Source organism: Streptomyces longwoodensis (assembly GCF_001514125.1).
Lineage (GTDB): Bacteria > Actinomycetota > Actinomycetes > Streptomycetales > Streptomycetaceae > Streptomyces > Streptomyces longwoodensis.
Genome location: NZ_KQ948554.1, coordinates 138,705 through 154,461 on the forward strand (window position 1 = coordinate 138,705; position 15,757 = coordinate 154,461).

12 protein-coding genes and 1 tRNA gene are annotated in these 15,757 nt (G+C 74.5%); 7 read left to right on the plus strand and 6 right to left on the minus strand.

Annotated elements, in window-relative coordinates:
• Positions 1-65: 65 nt before the first annotated feature.
• Both AQJ30_RS18470 and AQJ30_RS18475 read right to left on the minus strand, forming a co-directional pair.
• On the minus strand, positions 66-3,923 hold the full coding sequence (locus tag AQJ30_RS18470; protein WP_067235123.1) for a Pls/PosA family non-ribosomal peptide synthetase: 3,858 nt from the start codon (positions 3,921-3,923) through the stop codon (positions 66-68).
• A gap of 270 nt (positions 3,924-4,193) precedes the next feature.
• Positions 4,194-4,281: transfer RNA gene (locus AQJ30_RS18475), tRNA-Leu, on the minus strand.
• A gap of 204 nt (positions 4,282-4,485) precedes the next feature.
• Between AQJ30_RS18475 and AQJ30_RS18480 the strand changes: the two genes are divergently transcribed.
• The 3 genes from AQJ30_RS18480 to AQJ30_RS18490 all read left to right on the plus strand — a co-directional run bounded on the left by AQJ30_RS18480 (position 4,486) and on the right by AQJ30_RS18490 (position 7,083).
• Positions 4,486-5,811 carry a M20/M25/M40 family metallo-hydrolase gene (locus AQJ30_RS18480; RefSeq protein ID WP_067235124.1) on the plus strand — a complete coding sequence of 442 codons (1,326 nt, stop codon included), beginning with the start codon at positions 4,486-4,488 and terminating at the stop codon, positions 5,809-5,811.
• A gap of 144 nt (positions 5,812-5,955) precedes the next feature.
• Positions 5,956-6,189: a chaplin ChpH gene (gene chpH, locus AQJ30_RS18485; protein ID WP_067235126.1), complete on the plus strand. Its 234-nt coding sequence runs from the start codon at positions 5,956-5,958 to the stop codon at positions 6,187-6,189.
• A 111-nt stretch (positions 6,190-6,300) separates the two neighbouring features.
• Positions 6,301-7,083 carry a chaplin gene (locus tag AQJ30_RS18490; protein ID WP_067235127.1) on the plus strand — a complete coding sequence of 261 codons (783 nt, stop codon included), beginning with the start codon at positions 6,301-6,303 and terminating at the stop codon, positions 7,081-7,083.
• Between the two features lie 85 nt (positions 7,084-7,168).
• Here AQJ30_RS18490 and AQJ30_RS18495 read toward each other — a convergent pair whose 3' ends face one another.
• Positions 7,169-7,357, minus strand: a complete 189-nt coding sequence (locus tag AQJ30_RS18495) for a DUF5703 family protein (protein WP_067235129.1) — start codon at positions 7,355-7,357, stop codon at positions 7,169-7,171.
• A 47-nt stretch (positions 7,358-7,404) separates the two neighbouring features.
• On the opposite strand from AQJ30_RS18495, the gene AQJ30_RS18500 reads away from it, so the two are divergent.
• The gene (locus tag AQJ30_RS18500) at positions 7,405-8,109 is read left to right on the plus strand and encodes a hypothetical protein (RefSeq protein WP_067235130.1); all 705 of its coding nucleotides are present in this window, start codon (positions 7,405-7,407) and stop codon (positions 8,107-8,109) included.
• A 165-nt stretch (positions 8,110-8,274) separates the two neighbouring features.
• Here the strand turns inward: AQJ30_RS18500 and AQJ30_RS18505 are convergent, their stop codons facing one another.
• Together AQJ30_RS18505 and AQJ30_RS18510 are read right to left on the minus strand one after the other, a co-directional pair.
• Entirely contained in the window at positions 8,275-10,635 is a 2,361-nt protein-coding gene (locus AQJ30_RS18505) for a helix-hairpin-helix domain-containing protein (protein ID WP_067235132.1), read from the minus strand.
• Entirely contained in the window at positions 10,632-11,618 is a 987-nt protein-coding gene (locus tag AQJ30_RS18510; RefSeq protein ID WP_067235134.1) for an aldo/keto reductase, read from the minus strand. The genes AQJ30_RS18505 and AQJ30_RS18510 overlap by 4 nt, the downstream gene beginning before the upstream one ends.
• A gap of 198 nt (positions 11,619-11,816) precedes the next feature.
• Between AQJ30_RS18510 and AQJ30_RS18515 the strand changes: the two genes are divergently transcribed.
• Complete coding sequence (locus AQJ30_RS18515) at positions 11,817-12,872, plus strand: LLM class F420-dependent oxidoreductase (protein ID WP_067235136.1); 1,056 nt, start codon at positions 11,817-11,819, stop codon at positions 12,870-12,872.
• Between the two features lie 250 nt (positions 12,873-13,122).
• Entirely contained in the window at positions 13,123-13,911 is a 789-nt protein-coding gene (locus AQJ30_RS18520; protein ID WP_067235138.1) for a ferritin-like domain-containing protein, read from the plus strand.
• Between the two features lie 6 nt (positions 13,912-13,917).
• On the opposite strand, the gene corA is transcribed toward AQJ30_RS18520, so the two are convergent.
• Positions 13,918-14,913: a magnesium/cobalt transporter CorA gene (gene corA / locus AQJ30_RS18525; protein ID WP_067235771.1), complete on the minus strand. Its 996-nt coding sequence runs from the start codon at positions 14,911-14,913 to the stop codon at positions 13,918-13,920.
• An 85-nt stretch (positions 14,914-14,998) separates the two neighbouring features.
• Here corA and AQJ30_RS18530 point away from each other — a divergent pair, with 85 nt between their 5' ends.
• Positions 14,999-15,685 (plus strand): histidine phosphatase family protein, encoded by a 687-nt coding sequence (locus AQJ30_RS18530; protein ID WP_067235139.1) that lies wholly within the window; start codon positions 14,999-15,001, stop codon positions 15,683-15,685.
• The last annotated feature ends 72 nt before the right edge of the window (positions 15,686-15,757 follow it).

Consider the following 15,757-nt stretch of genomic DNA (forward strand, 5'->3'; position numbering starts at 1 on the left):
TCCCTGCGCCGTGCCGCTGCCCTGTGCCGCCGGTCCACCGCCCTCCGGCACCGGCCGGCCGGCGCTCACGGGCGCCACGCCTCGATCGGGTTGCCCAGCCAGCGGGTGCCGTCGGGGACGGACTCCGCGGCCATGACGAGCGACGCGGGACCCAGCGTCGCGCGGGCCCCCACCGTGCTGCCGGGCAGCACGATCCCGCCAGGGCCCAGCGTGGCACCCTCACGGAGGACCACAGTATCCGTCCGCAAGATCCGGTCGTGGAAGAGGTGCGTCTGCAGCACACAGCCCCGGTTCACGGTCGCCCCGTCCTCCAGGGTGACCAGGTCGCTCTCCGGCAGCCAGTAGCTCTCCACCCACACGCCCCGGCCGATGCGCGCGCCGAGCCCGCGCAGCCACGCCGTCATCACCGGCGTGCCCGGCACGGCACCGGCCAGCCACGGCACGGCCAGCACCTCGACGAACGTGTCCGCCAGCTCGTTGCGCCACACGAAGCCGCTCCACAGCGGGTGCTCGCCCCGCCGGTGGCGTCCCACGAGCAGCCACTTCGCGACGACCGAGCACCCGCCCGCCACGACACCCGCCCCGAGCAGCACCGCGCCGCACAGCAGCGGCGCCCACGCCCCGAGCGCGCACAGGGCCGCCGCGGTCAGCAGCGCGATCCCGGCCGAGCAGAACACCGGCACGATCCGGCACAGCTCCACCAGCCCGCGCGCCCACAGCAGCCGCGCCGGCGGCTCGTAGGTGCGGCTCTGGTCACCGCCCGCCGAGCTGCGCGGCAGCCGCACCGGCGGCAGCCCCAGGTAGGAACTGCCCTTCTTGGCCTTCTTCGGCGTCGCCGACAGCACCCCGACCAGCCCGCCGTCCGGCACCCGGCGGCCCGGCGCGGTCATCCCGGAGTTGCCGAGGAACGCCCGCCGCCCGATCCGCGCCCGCCCCACCCGGATCCAGCCGCCGCCCAGCTCGTACGGCGCGGTCAGCGTGTCGTCGGCGAGGAACGCGCCCTCGCCCACCGTGGTCAGGCTGGGCAGCGCCAGCACCGTCGACACCTCGGCCCGCCGCCCGATCCGCATGCCCAGCAGCCGCAGCCACACCGGCGTCACCAGCCCGGCGTACAGCGGGAACAGCGTCTCGCGGGAGCGGTCCATCAGCTGGGTCACCGTCCACGCCTGCCACCCGGTCCGGCTGTGCGTGGGGTGCGTCCCCTCCCGCAGCCCCAGGCTGAGCAGGCGCACAGCCAGCAGGATCAGCAGCGCGTACGTCATGCCGTAGGCCAGCGTCGCCGGGACCAGCGCGAGCGCCGCGCCCGGCAGCGGGTCCCCGGCGTCCACGAACCGGCTCACCACCAGCAGCGCCACGGCACCCGACACGACCGGCAGCAGCGACAGGCCCGCCCCGGACAGACCGTACAGCGCCCCCCAGACCCGGCCGCGCGGCGGGCGCTGCTCGGGCCAGGCGCGCTTGGCCCGCCCCAGCTTCACCGCGGGCGCGCCCGCCCAGCGCTGCCCGGTCGGGACCTGCCCGGTGACCGCCGACCCCGGCGCCACCTGGGCCCGCTTGCCGACCCGGGCGCCCGGCAGCAGCGTGCTGCGCGTGCCGACCACGGCGTGCGCGCCCACCTTCACCGCGCCGACCTCCAGCCGGTCGCCGTCCAGCCAGTACCCGCACAGGTCGACCTCGGACTCCACGGCCGCGCCCCGGCCCAGCTTGAGCAGACCGGTCACCGGCGGCAGCGCGTGCAGGTCCACGTCCGGCCCCACCTTCGCGCCCAGGGCCCGCGCGTAGCGCTGCAGCCAGGAGCCGGTCAGCGCGGTCGCGCCGGTGACCTCGGCCAGCCGCTCGGCCGTCCACAGCCGCAGGTGGACCGCGCCGCCGCGCGGGTACCTGCCCGGTCCCACGCCCCTGAGCAGCAGCCGTGCCCCGCCCGCGGCCAGGGCGATCCGGCCGGGCGGGCTGAACAGCACCAGCGCACCGGCGGCCAGGAGCCACCAGGGCGCCGACGGCAGCCACCCGTGGCCCGGCAGCAGCGCGCCCAGCGCGGCGAGCACCAGCGTCCAGCGCAGTCCCAGCAGAATGAACAGGGGGAGCAGCAGCACCAGCTGGACCGCCTGCGCCCGCCTCGGCACCGGCACGACCGTCCGGCCGGCCGCGTCGTCCTGCGCGGACCCCTCCAGCCGGCGGGCCAGCTTGCGCAGGGTCGGGTACTGGTAGACGTCCAGCACGGCCGCGCCCGGGTAGCGGGTCCGCAGCCGGGTGGTGAGCTGGGCCGCGGCCAGACTCCCGCCGCCCACCGCGAAGAAGTCGTCCGAGGCACCGCTCACGGGGACGCCGAGCACCTCGTGCCACTGCTCGGCGAGCCACGCCTCGGTGCCGTACAGCTCCTCGGCCGGGCCCCCGCCCTCCAGCCCCTCCAGCGGCCAGGGCAAAGCGGCACGGTCCACCTTGCCCGAGGTGCGCGTCGGCAGCACGTCGACGGGCGCGAGCAACGGCACCAGCGCGGCGGGCAGTTCCGCGCGCAGCTTCGCCACGGCCACCGCCGGGTCCCAGCCGTCCTGCGGGACGACGTACCCGACGAGCAGCTGGTTGCCGCCGCGCGCGGTGCGCACCGCCGCCGCCGCGCCCGCGACCCCGGGCAGCGCCTGCAGGGCGGCGTCCACCTCGCCCAGCTCGATGCGCCGCCCGCCCAGCTTGACCTGCTCGTCGGCCCGCCCGAGGAACACCAGGCCCTCCGGGTCGGCCCGCACCAGGTCGCCGCTGCGGTACGCCCGCTCCCAGCCGAGCGCGGGCAGCGGCGCGTACTTCTCGGCGTCCTTGTCCGCGTCGAGGTACCGGGCGAGCCCCACCCCGCCGATCACCAGCTCACCACTGCCGCCCGGCGGCACCGGCTCCCCGGCCCCGTCGACGACGGCCAGCTCCCAGCCCCGCAGCGGCATCCCGATCCGCACCGGCTCCTCGCCGGTCATCAGCGCGGCGCACGCCACCACGGTCGCCTCGGTCGGCCCGTAGGTGTTCCACACCTCGCGCCCCTCGGTCACCAGCCGCTGCGCCAGCTCGGGCGGGCACGCCTCCCCGCCGAAGATCAGCAGCCGTACGTCGTTCAGGGTGTCCGGCTCCCACAGCGCGGCCAGCGTCGGCACCGTCGACACGACGGTGATCTCCTGCTCGACCAGCCACGGCCCGAGGTCGGCACCGCTGCGCACCCGGTCGCGCGGCACCGGCACCAGACAGGCGCCGTACCGCCAGGCCAGCCACATCTCCTCGCAGGACGCGTCGAACGCCACCGACAGCCCGGCCATCACCCGGTCGCCGGGTCCGATCGGCTCCTCGGTGAGGAACAGTGCGGCCTCGGCGTCCACGAACGCGGCGGCGCTGCGGTGCCGCACGGCGACGCCCTTCGGCTTCCCGGTGGAGCCGGAGGTGAAGATGATCCAGGCGTCGTCCTCGGCGCCGGGCCGGGCGGCACCGGCCCCGCGGCCCCCGCCCACGACGGTGACCGTGGCACCGCCGGTCACGACGGCCCGTACGCCCGCCTCGCCGAACACCAGCTCGGCCCGCTCGTCCGGGTCCTCCGCGTCGACCGGCACGTAGGCGGCGCCCACCGCCAGCACGGCGAGGATCGTGACGTACAGCGCGTTGGTGCCCGACGGCACCCGCACGCCGACCCGGTCCCCGCGCCCGACCCCGGCCGCCGCGAGCCGGCGCCGCAGCCGCTCGACCTCGGCGGCCAGCGCCCGGTAGGTGAGCCGGGCGGCGCCGTCGTCCAGGGCCGGCTCGTCCGGGTGGGCGCGCACGGACGCGTCGAACACGTCGACCAGCGTGCGCGGAGGGGCGGCCGGTCCGCCGGTGTAGCGGGCCGTGCCGGGGAAGGGGTCGGGCAGGTCCTCGTCGAGCAGGCCGAGCGCACTGCCCTGCTGTATCGCGGCCATCGGGTCCTCGCGTCTGTCACCCGGGATCCTCCGGGGCGCTGGCGGGGCCCGCAGGTCTGCCTGGGGTTGTCCGGCTCCAGCTTCACAACAAGCCGGAAATTTTAGTACGAGAGTGGCTTCGGCCCTTTCAACCCGCCACCGGAGGACGGCCGTTCGGGGGAGTGCCGGGCCCTGGCGCCCGTCGCTGACCTCGCCGTTCGCGGGACCGGAGAGAGATCGCCCACATCCGACGACTAAGGGCCCGACCAGTCAGACTGGTCGGGCCCCTGCTGGTGTCCGAGGGGGGACTTGAACCCCCACGCCCGATAAAGGGCACTAGCACCTCAAGCTAGCGCGTCTGCCATTCCGCCACCCGGACAAGGTGTCTGTCGGCCGGGGTTTCCCTTGCGGCGACGACGTAAACATTACCAGGCTTTCCGGGGTGACCGATCACGGCCCGGACGGCCCCGGCCGGCCCGCGGGCGTGAACGCGGTGTGACGGGCCGGGACCGGCCTTGGGCCCCGGCGTGCGGGAGGGGGAGGATGAGGGGGACCCACAGCAGTGACAGCGGGAGGAAGCAGCGTGAGCGAGACGGACCCGGCCCAGACGGTCACCGGCGAGGACGAGGTCGTCGACCTCTGCCGCGAGCTGATCCGGTTCGACACCAGCAACTACGGAGACCACTCGGGACCGGGTGAGCGCGCCGCCGCCGAGTACGTGGCCGGGAAGCTCGCCGAGGTGGGCCTCGAACCGAAGATCTTCGAGTCCTACCCGGGCCGCGCCTCCACGGTGGCCCGCATCGAGGGCGAGGACCCGTCCCGGCCCGCCCTCCTGATCCACGGCCACCTCGACGTCGTCCCGGCCAACGCGGCCGACTGGACCCACCACCCCTTCTCCGGCGAGGTCGCCGACGGGTGCGTGTGGGGACGCGGCGCCGTCGACATGAAGGACATGGACGCGATGACCCTCGCGGTCGTGCGCGACCGGCTGCGCAGCGGCCGCCGCCCGCCGCGCGACATCGTCCTCGCCTTCCTCGCCGACGAGGAGGCGGGGGGCACCTACGGCGCCCGGTACCTCGTCGACCACCACCCCGACCTGTTCGAGGGCGTCACCGAGGCGATCAGCGAGGTCGGCGGCTTCTCGTTCACCGTCAGCGAGCAGCGGCGGCTCTACCTCATCCAGACGGCCGAGAAGGGCATGCACTGGATGAAGCTCACCGTCGCCGGGACCGCCGGCCACGGCTCGATGATCCACCGCGACAACGCCATCACCGAGCTGTCCGAGGCCGTCGCCCGCGTCGGCCGGCACACGTTCCCCGTCCGGGTCACCAAGACCACCCGCGCCTTCCTCGACGAACTCGGCGACGCCCTCGGCACCGAGCTGGACCCGGAGGACATGGAGGCGACCCTCGCCAAGCTCGGCGGCATCGCCAAGCTGATCGGGGCGACGCTCGGCAACACCGCCAACCCGACCCAGCTGAACGCCGGCTACAAGGTCAACGTCATCCCCGGCGAGGCCACCGCGCACGTGGACGGGCGGTTCCTGCCGGGCCACGAGGAGGAGTTCCTGTCCGACCTCGACCGGCTCCTCGGCCCGAACGTGCGCCGCGAGGACGTCCACTCCGACAAGGCGCTGGAGACGTCCTTCGACGGCGCCCTGGTGGAGGCCATGCAGTCCGCGCTGGTCGCGGAGGACCCGATCGCCAAGGCCGTCCCCTACATGCTGTCCGGCGGCACCGACGCCAAGTCCTTCGACGACCTCGGCATCCGCGGCTTCGGCTTCGCCCCGCTGAAGCTGCCCCCGGAGCTGGACTTCGCGGGCATGTTCCACGGGGTGGACGAGCGGGTGCCGGTCGACGGACTGCAGTTCGGCGTGCGCGTCCTTGACCGCTTCATCGACGCGTCCTGACGGGAGACGACCAGGTAATCGGGCGCCCGTGCGAAACGGCCGGTAAGAGTGAATCCGCCGATAAGCTCGTAGCCCGATTACTTCCTCCTCGTTACAGGTGACGTGATCCGCACTTGGGATCGCCTTACCTACGCAGGAGGAACAATGATCAAGAAGATCGTCGCTGCCGCGGCTGCCACCGGTGGTCTGGTGCTCGCGGGTGCCGGCCTGGCCGTCGCCGACTCGGGTGCCCAGGGTGCCGCCGTGCAGTCCCCGGGCGTCGTGTCCGGCAACGTCATCCAGGTGCCCGTGCACGTGCCGGTGAACGTCTGTGGCAACACGGTCAACGTGATCGGGCTCCTGAACCCCGCCTTCGGCAACACCTGCTTCAACAAGTGACGTCCGCCCGCTGAGGGCTCGTCCACACGGTCGGTCCCGGAGCGTGCGCCTGCGCTCCGGGACCGGCGTTTCTCCAGGATTCCTCTCCAGGCGGAAAGCAGGGATGCAGCAGTGCGACACGTCACCCGCAAGGGCCTCATGACGATGGCGGCGGCGACGGGGGTGATCGCCGCCGCCGGCGGATACGCCCACGCCGACGCGGGAGCCACCGGCTCCTCGTCCCACTCGCCCGGCGTCCTGTCGGGCAACACCGTGCAGGCCCCGGTGCACGTACCGGTGAACGTCTGCGGCAACACCGTCGACGTGGTCGGCGCCCTCAACCCGTCGGTCGGCAACGCCTGCGCCAACACCGGGCAGCCGGACGGGACGCCGCGCGGCCACGGTGGCAGCCACCCGGGCGGGAGCCACGGCGGCGGCAGCCACGGCGGCAGCCACCCGGGCGGCGGCTCCGGCGCGCACGGCGGCTCCGGCGGCGCGCAGGCCGGCGGGCACACGGGCGGCTCGCCCGGCGTGGGCTCCGGCAACCACGTCCAGATCCCGGTCGACGTACCGGTCAACGTGTGCGGCAACAGCGTCGACGTCGTCGGCGCCCTCAACCCGTCGGTCGGCAACGCCTGCGCCAACGCGACGAAGCCGGGCGGCGACCGCGGTACGCACCATCCGGGCCACCCGCACCACCCCGGCAAGCCCGGCGGTGGCGTGGAGGCCCAGGGCGGACCCTCCGGCCACGTCACCCCGGCCGGCTCCGCCGTGCAGGCGGCCGGACGCAGCGGGGCGGGCGCCCAGCTCGCCCACACCGGCGGCGACGTCCCGCTGGGCCTGGCCCTGCCGGCCGGCGCGGGGGCGCTGCTCGCCGGTGCGGTCCTCTACCGCCGAGCGCGCGCCTCGGCGTAGCCCGCACGCGCACGGCACGACGGAGCGGGCCCCACCACCCGGGTGGGGCCCGCTCCGTCGTGCGTCGCCCGGTCGCCGTCCCGGCTCACCAGGTGGCGCGTACCTGGCGGATGATCCGGCGGCGCAGCCGCACCTTGCGACTGCCGTCCCGCATGAGGCTCAGACGGTGCAGCTCCCAGTGTCCGTACTCGGCGTGGTCGGTCAGCAGACGTGCCGCCTCCGTGCGGGAGACCCCGCGCGGCACGTACACGTCGACGAATTCGTATTCCGGCATCGCATCTATTGTGCGGTCTGGGGCCCGGTACGGATAGCGTCTGCACTATGTCTGATGCTGCGCAGCCCACCGCTGCCGAGGTACGCGCCGCCGCCGAGGCGGTCAAGACCGCGCTCGACCGCCACCTGGCCGCGGTCGAACGCCGGTCGGGGGAGGACGACCCCGCCGTCTACGAGGCGTTCAACCAGCTGGCCGCGGCCGCGGAAACGTACGACGAGCTGCTCTACGACCGGTACGACGAGGTCACCCCCTTCGAGATCCCCGGCGCGGAGGACAGCCTGCCACCGTACGCGGGACCGGAGGAGCCGAGCGCGCTCAGCGTGCTGATCCGCCGCGACTACTCGGTGGCCGAGCCCCAGCGGCTGCTGGCGCAGGCACAGCGCATCGAGGCCGCGGACGAGGAGCTCCCCGGCTCCGGAGCGGGCGGCTCGCGCACCGTGCACGGAGCGCTTGGGCTGCTGTTCGGCGAGTTCGAGCCGGACGAGATCGCCTCCCGGCACAAGGAGTTCGGCCTGGAGGAGGGCGACTCCACGCTCTGGGTGGTCGCCGCGGACGAGCCGGCCGAGCCCGGTGAGTGGCTCGAGTCGCCCTTCGAGGAGCCGGACCCCCAGCAGGTGGTGTGCCGCTTCGACGTCAGCGCCGTCTTCGACGACGAACTCGACGGCCCCGACGACGAGGAGGACGACGACATCGAGGGCGAGCTGGGGCTGGAGGAGGACGAGGACCTGGAGCCGCTGGACGCGGACCGCTGAGCGGTCCCGCGGTCCCCGCGGCTCGGTGAACGGCGCCGGTCAGCACGGGTCTCCCGTGACCGGCGCCGTTCGCGTGTCCGCTGCCTTGCCCGCTTGCCGCGCCCGCTGTGCTCCGCTGTCGTGTCCTGTCGTGTCCTGTCCTGTCCGCTGCGCGCAGCCCGGCGGCTACTGCGCCGCCGGGACCTGGCTCCGCAGCAGCGCAGGCAGGCGGGTCGTGCGGGGCTTGGCGGTGACCTCGGCGACCGCCCTCGGCAGGGCCTGCTCGACCCCGTGCACCACGGACAGGTGCCGCTCGCCCCGGCCGAACGCCGTGTACACCCACGGCCGGGACAGCGCCTGCGCGGCGTCCCCGGGCAGGACGACGACCGCCGCCGGCCAGCGGCTGCCCACGGCCTGGTGCGCGGTCAGCGCCCACCCGTGCCGCACGGCCTGCTCCACCCGCTCCTTCGGTACGACGACGGCGCCGTCCGCGCAGGACAGGTGCAGTCCCTCGGTGTCGGCCCCCACGACCTGGCCCGGCACCGCACGGCCCGGGGCGGGGGAGTAGGCGACGCGGTCACCGGGGTCGAAGCCGCCGAAACGACCGGGACCGGGGTTCAGCCGTTCCTTCAGGGCCGCGTTGAGCACGCGTGTGCCGGCCGCGCCGCCGTGGCCCGGCGTGATCACCACCGTGTCCTCCGGGGGCACCCCGAGGGCCCGCGGCACCGAGTCGGCGACCAGCTGCACCGTGCGGTGCACGGCCTCGCCCGCGTCCCGCACCGGCACGATCACGATCTCCTTGCCGGGCGCGTCGACCTGGGTCAGCTCGCCGATCCCCACGCCCGAGACCAGCTCCCCCAGGGGGCCGGGGTCGGGGGTGCGCGAGGCGACCTGGGGGCAGGTGCGCGCCGCGAGCAGGTCGGCGAAGACCCGGCCCGGCCCGGCCGACCACAGCACCGCCGGGTCCCCGCTGAGCACGAGGCGCGCCCCGTCGGGCAGCGACTCCACGATCATCGCCGCGCCCTCCACGTCGAGCTGCGGCGCGTCCAGCACCACCAGGACGTCGAGGTCCAGTGCGCCTTCCGCGTCCCGGCCGGGGCCCTCGGTGCCGGCGAGCAGGCCGGGGACGGTGACCACGGGGCCCTCGGCGCCGAGCAGGGCCGCGAACCGGCGCCGGCCGTCCGGGGTGTGGCAGGCGGCCACCGCGCGCAGGCCGAGGCCGCGGGCCACGGTGAGCAGCGCGGCCGGTTCGGCGCGGGACGCCTCGCCGCCGGTGTGCAGCACCAGGCCGTGCCCGGCGACGGCGCGGATCAGTTCGGCCGTGCTGCCGGAGGCCGCCGCCGCGGCCGCCTCCCACTCCGGGGAGGGTTCCTTGGACAGGGAGTTGACGATCCGGGCGAGGCCGTCGGCCAGGCTCTCCTCCGCGAGTGCGTACCGCTCGAGCCCGACGAGGACCCGGACCGGCCGCTCCTCCTCGGCCTCGTCCTGCTCGCCCTCGGCGTCGTCCGCGCCGTCACCCGCCGCGGCCGACGGCGCCGGGGCGGGGGTCGGGGCCGACGGGGCGGTGCCGGGGCGGGCGCCCGGCTCGTCCAGGGCGTCCTGGAAGACCAGTGCCTCGCCCTCGGCCAGCGTGGCCTGCACGGCGGCGTCCGCGTCCGGCACACCCTGGCGGGCCAGCGCGGTGGCGAGCGCGGACAGCTCCAGCGCGGTGTGCCCGGCCAGGGCGGCCTGCTCCAGCAGCCACACCGTCACCGCCCGGGCCCGGCGCTCGTCGTCCGGCCGGCACTCGGCGCCCAGCAGGGCCCGCGCGAACCCGTCGGCCTGCTCCGGCCGCACCCCGGTGACCCGCAGCAGCTGCCAGGGGTCCTCGCGCAGCAGGTCCTCCGCGCCCTCGCCGAGCGCGGCGGCAACCTGCGGCGCGAGCGCCTCGGGGGCGCTCCCCTCCGTCAGCACCCGGCGCACGCCGTCCACGGTGTGCGGTGCGGGAGCTTCGGACGGCGCGGGCGCGGCCGGCACCGGCTGCGGCCGTCGTACCGGCTCCGGCGCGGGGCGGCGCGGGGCGGGCCGCGGCTCGGCGAACACGGCGGCCACGGGCTTCTCGCCGCTCTCCACGGCCCGTACGGCGGCGAGCAGGTCGGCGGCCTGGCCGCTCAGCTTGGTCCCGCTGGCGATGGGGCCCTTCTTCTCGGCCTTGCGCTGCTCGATCCGCTCCCGCTCGAGCTTCTGCGCCAGCAACTCGGCCTCGGCCTCACTGAGCTGGGGGGAGCCCTCGGCGGGGGCGGGCTCGGTGGTGTCGGCCGGCTCGGAGGTCTCCGAGGTCTCAGAGGTCTCCGAGGTGTCGGCGTCCGTGGTACCGGTGGTGTCCGGGGACCCGTCGGTGCCGGGAGCGGCCTCGGCGTCCGCCCCACCCGCGTCGGCCCCACCCGCGTCGGCCCCGTCCGCGTCCGGCCCGCCCGCGTCCGCCGCGTCCGTCGGCGTGCCGCTCCGCACGGCGTCCTCCGGCTTCCCCGGCTCGGCGCTCTCCGTGGTCTCCGGCTCCGTGCTCACAGCGTGCTCCAGTCGTGATCGGGATAGCGGTGCACCGGTGCCGACACGTCGTCGAGCGCCCGGCAGATCTCGTCAGGAAGACTAAGCGCCTCCACTGACAACGCCGCCGTGAGCTGCTGCGCGTTGCGCGCGCCGACGATCGGGGCGGCCACCCCGGGCCGGTCCCGGACCCAGGCGAGGGCGACCTGGAGCGGGGTCACCGCGAGCCCGTCCGCCGCGGTGGACAGGGCGTCCACGATCCGGCCGGCCGTGTCGTCGAGGTAGGGCTCCACGAACGGCGCGAAGTGGTCGGAGGCGCCGCGCGAGTCGGGCGGCAGGGCGTCGCCCCGGTACTTCCCGGTGAGCACCCCGCGCCCCAGCGGGGAGGAGGGCAGCAGCCCGATGCCGAGGTCCAGCGCGGCGGGCAGCACCTCGCGCTCGATGCCGCGCTGGAGCAGCGAGTACTCCATCTGCGTGCTGGCCAGCCGGGTGCGCGCGCCCGGCTGGGCGAGCTGCCAGGTGGCCGCCTTGGCGAGCTGCCAGCCGCAGAAGTTGGACACCCCGGCATAGCGGGCCCGGCCGCTGGCGACCGCGATGTCGAGGGCCTGGAGGGTCTCCTCCAGCGGGGTCGACGGGTCGTAGGCGTGCACGTGCCAGACGTCGACGTGGTCCGTGCCGAGCCGGGCCAGGGAGGCGTCCAGCGCGGACAGCAGGTGGCCGCGGGAGCCGTCGAAGCGGCGGTCGGGGTCGGGCACGCTGCCCGCCTTGGTGGAGATGACGAGGTCCCGGCGCGGGACCAGCCCCTCCATGAGCCGCCCGAGCAGGTACTCCGCCTCCCCGTCGCCGTACACGTCCGCCGTGTCGACGAGGCTGCCGCCGGCCTCCCAGAACGTCTTCAAGAGGTCCGCGGCGTCGTGCTCGTCCGTGTCGCGGCCCCACGTCAGGGTGCCGAGCCCGATGCGGGACACGCGCAGGCCGGTACGGCCGAGATGCCTCTGCTCCATGGACGCCGAGATTACTGGCCAGGGGTGCGCCGTGGGTTGCCTGTGGACAACCGGATCCGCGGCCGGCCCGGCTCGGTTCCGCGCAGGTGGGACGACCTGCGGCGGGCGCGACGCTCGCCACATCGCCTGCCCGTCGCCGGGCCCCCGCGCTAAGGTCTCCGCGACAGCGTCGTTACTGATCGGTAAGGGGATGCGGCCATGCAGCTCGGGATCAACCTCGGCTACTGGGGTGCCGGAATGGACGCGGACAATCTGGCCGTGGCCCGCGAGGCCGACCGGCTCGGGTACGCCGTGTGCTGGGCGGCCGAGGCGTACGGCTCGGACGCGGCCACCGTGCTCAGCTGGGTCGCCGCGCAGACCGAGCGGATCGACGTCGGCTCGGCCATCTTCCAGATCCCGGCGCGCCAGCCCGCGATGACCGCGATGACCGCGGCCACCCTCGACTCCCTGTCCGGCGGCCGCTTCCGCCTCGGCCTCGGCGTCTCCGGCCCGCAGGTCTCCGAGGGCTGGTACGGCGTGAAGTTCGACAAGCCGCTGGCCCGCACGCGCGAGTACGTCGAGATCGTCCGCCGGGCGATGAGCCGCGAGCGGCTGACGTACGACGGCGAGCACTGGACGCTGCCGCTGCCCGGCGGCCCGGGCAAGCCGATCAAGCTGACCGTGCACCCGGAGCGCGAGCACATCCCGCTGTACATCGCGGCCATCGGCCCGAAGAACCTGGAGCAGACCGGCGAGATCGCCGACGGCGCCCTGCTGATCTTCCCCTCGGCCGAGCACCTGGAGGACACGGCGCTCCGGCACCTGCGCGCGGGCCGCGAGAAGGCGGGCCTGACGATGGAGGGCTTCGACGTCTGTCCGACGGTGCCGCTCGCGGTCGGCGACGACAAGGACGTGACCGGGCTCGCCGACACCTTCCGCCCCTACACCGCGCTGTACGTCGGCGGCATGGGCAGCGCCAAGCAGAACTTCTACAACCAGCTCGCCCGGCGCATGGGCTACGAGCAGGCCGCCGCCGAGGTCCAGGAGAAGTACCTCTCCGGCGACAAGCAGGGCGCCGCGGCGGCGGTGCCGCACGAGCTGATCGACCGGACGACGCTGCTGGGCTCGGTGGACCGCATCGCCGACCGCATGAAGGCCTACGCCGCCGTCGGCGTCACCACGCTCACCCTGGCCCCCGCGGGCTTCACCCTGGACGAGCGGCTGGCGTCGCTGCGGGCGGGCGTCGAGGCACTGGAGCGGGCCGGGCTCGCCTGACGGACCGGGGCGCGGTCCCGGGAGGAGGACGTCAGCGGCCGTGGTGGGGGCTCGGGGGGTCTTCCCCGCCACGGCCGTCACCCTCCTAACGCGCCGGCGCGCGGGCGGTTACGCCGTGGACGAGGCCCCCGGGGTCGCCCGTTCGGCGCAGCCGTCCGGCAATGCTGTTGCGGGCTCCGGCGGGTCGCACTTGACTCGTTGTTCGCGGAGTCCCACACACCCGTGCGGAACGCGGAGAGGTGCCCCGACGATGCTTTCGGCCAAGAGTCTGTTCCAGGAGATCCTCGACCACGACGAGTCGTACGCGCTGTTCTGTTCCATCGCCGCCGGCGGCGAGGCCCAGGGCGGCTGGGAGAACGCCCGGATCGCCGCGCTCGCCCCGCGTGAGGAGCGCGCCCTCGCCCCCAAGATCGCCCGCCACGGCGCGGACGAGGACAAGCACGGGCGCATCTTCACCGCCCTGCTGCGCAAGCGCGGCCTGCAGCCGGTCCCCGTGCCGCCCGAGACCGACTACACGATGCTCCTGGAACGCCACGGCATCGGCCTCCCGCACGAGAAGCTCAAGGCCGAGCAGCCCCTCACGGTCGAGGACATCGTCACCTACCTCGCCCACAGCCGGGTCACCGAACAGCGCGCCTCCGAACAGATGCGGCTGCTGCGCAAGCACTTCGCCGACCACCCCGACCTCGGCCGGGCGGTCCGGCAGATCTCCCAGGACGAGGACAACCACCTCGCCTACTGCCACGAGGAACTGCTCCGCCTCGCCCGCGCCGGCCACGGCCGCACCATCCAGCGCACCCTGCGCACGTGCGCCCTCGCCGAGATCCGCATCTACCGCGACGTCAGCCTCGCCGTCATGTCCCACATGGGCCGCATCCTCCACTGGCCCCGCCCCAAGGCGGCCCTCCTCGCCCTCGGCATCCACGCGGTCTACGCCTGGGAACGCCTCACCGGCTGGCACCGCATGACCACCCTGAAACCCCCACGGATCCCCAACGCCCTGGGCACCCCCGGGAGCCCGGCGGCCGAGCTCGCGTGACCCCCGTCAGAGCCACCCCCGCCTCTTGAACAGGCTGTACAGGAAGCCCACCAGGCCCGCCATCACGGCGATCACCGCCGGGTAGGACCACACCCAGTGCAGTTCCGGCATGTGGTCGAAGTTCATGCCGTAGATGCCCGCGATCATCGTGGGGACCGCCGCCATGGCCGCCCACGCGGAGATCTTCCGCATGTCGTCGTTCTGGCGGACGCTCATCTGCGCCAGGTGGGCCGACAGGACGTCGGAGACCAGGCGGTCCAGGCCCTCCACGGACTCGTTCACGCGCGTGAGGTGGTCGCTGACGTCGCGGAAGAAGGGGCGGGCCTTGTCGTTCACGAACGGCACCCCGCCGTTGGCCGAGGCGGTGCCCGCCAGGCGGGTCAGCGGCGGGGCCAGCGGGACCGTCGCCCGGCGGAACTCCAGGACCTGGCGCTTGAAGGTGTAGATCCGCGACGCGGTGTTGCGCGAGCCGCCCGAGGCCGGCGAGAAGACCTCCGCCTCCAGCTCCTCCAGGTCGTTCTGCAGCTCCGTCGCCACGTCCAGGTAGTGGTCCACGGTGGCGTCGGCGATGGCGTACAGCACCGCCGTCGGGCCCTTGGCGAGCAGGTGCGGCTCGTGCTCCAGACGGCGCCGTACGGCCGCCAGCGGCGCGCCCTCGCCGTGCCGGACGGTCACCACGAAACCGTCGCCGAGGAAGACCATCACCTCGCTGGTGGACACCGCGTCGCTCTTCGGCTCGTAGACCACCGGCTTGAACACCACGAACAGGGAGTCGTCGTAGACCTCCAGCTTGGGCCGCTGGTGGGCGTTGAGGGCGTCCTCCACGGCCAGCGGGTGCAGGCCGAACTCCTCCGCGACCGTGTCGAACTCGTCCGCGCTGGGCTCGTGCAGCCCGATCCACACGAAGCCGCCCGCCGACCGCGCCTCGTCGAGCGCGTCGGAGAAGTCCCCGGGGCCCTCCCTGCGACGCCCGTCCCGGTAGATGGCGCAGTCCACGATCACGGAGTCCATTCTCCCTTCCCTGGCTCACCGGTCCGTCTTTCCCCGGTCCGTCGGCGCACACCCGCGTGCGCCTACCCTGGGCGGCATGCCCACGCTGATCCTCGTCCGGCACGGACGGTCCACCGCCAACACCTCGGCCGTGCTCGCCGGCCGGACCCCCGGTGTCGCACTCGACGAACGCGGCCTCGAACAGGCCGCCGCGCTGCCCGGACGGCTCGCGGACCTCCCGATCGCCGAGGTCGTCACCAGTCCCCTGCAGCGCTGCCGGGAAACCCTCCAGCCGCTCCTCGACGCCCGCCCCGGCCTGCCCGTGCACACCGAGGACCGCATCAACGAGTGCGACTACGGCGACTGGAGCGGCCGCAAGCTGGCCGAGCTGACGGACGAACCGCTCATGCAGGTCGTCCAGGCCCACCCCTCCGCCGCCGCCTTCCCCGGCGGCGAGTCCATGCGCGCCATGCAGAGCCGCGCCGCCGAGGCCGTGCGCGAGTGGAACGCGCGCGTGGAGCGCGACCACGGCGCCGACGCCGTCTACCTGATGTGCTCGCACGGCGACATCATCAAGTCGCTCGTCGCCGAGGCGCTCGGACTGCACCTCGACCTCTTCCAGCGGATCTCCGTGGAACCGTGCTCCGTCACCGTGATCCGCTACACCCGGCTGCGCCCCTTCCTGGTGCGCCTCGGCGACACCGGTGACTTCGCCTCGCTGGTGCCGCGGGAGGAGCCGCCCGCCGAGGACGCCACGGTCGGGGGTGACGCGGGCGCACGGTGATCGTCCGCCGCAGTAGGGTGAAGCGGTCCGCACGCGCGCGTTCACGCATGGACGTTCACGTATTCACGATTC

Bases quoted from the DNA above. Each gene is read 5' to 3' on its own strand.
- AQJ30_RS18470 (WP_067235123.1), bottom strand. From the start codon at position 3,923: ATGGCCGCGATACAGCAGGGCAGTGCGCTCGGCCTGCTCGACGAGGAC.
- chpH (WP_067235126.1), top strand. From the start codon at position 5,956: ATGATCAAGAAGATCGTCGCTGCCGCGGCTGCCACCGGTGGTCTGGTG.
- AQJ30_RS18495 (WP_067235129.1), bottom strand. From the start codon at position 7,357: ATGCCGGAATACGAATTCGTCGACGTGTACGTGCCGCGCGGGGTCTCC.
- AQJ30_RS18500 (WP_067235130.1), top strand. From the start codon at position 7,405: ATGTCTGATGCTGCGCAGCCCACCGCTGCCGAGGTACGCGCCGCCGCC.
- AQJ30_RS18510 (WP_067235134.1), bottom strand. From the start codon at position 11,618: ATGGAGCAGAGGCATCTCGGCCGTACCGGCCTGCGCGTGTCCCGCATC.
- AQJ30_RS18515 (WP_067235136.1), top strand. From the start codon at position 11,817: ATGCAGCTCGGGATCAACCTCGGCTACTGGGGTGCCGGAATGGACGCG.
- AQJ30_RS18520 (WP_067235138.1), top strand. From the start codon at position 13,123: ATGCTTTCGGCCAAGAGTCTGTTCCAGGAGATCCTCGACCACGACGAG.
- AQJ30_RS18530 (WP_067235139.1), top strand. From the start codon at position 14,999: ATGCCCACGCTGATCCTCGTCCGGCACGGACGGTCCACCGCCAACACC.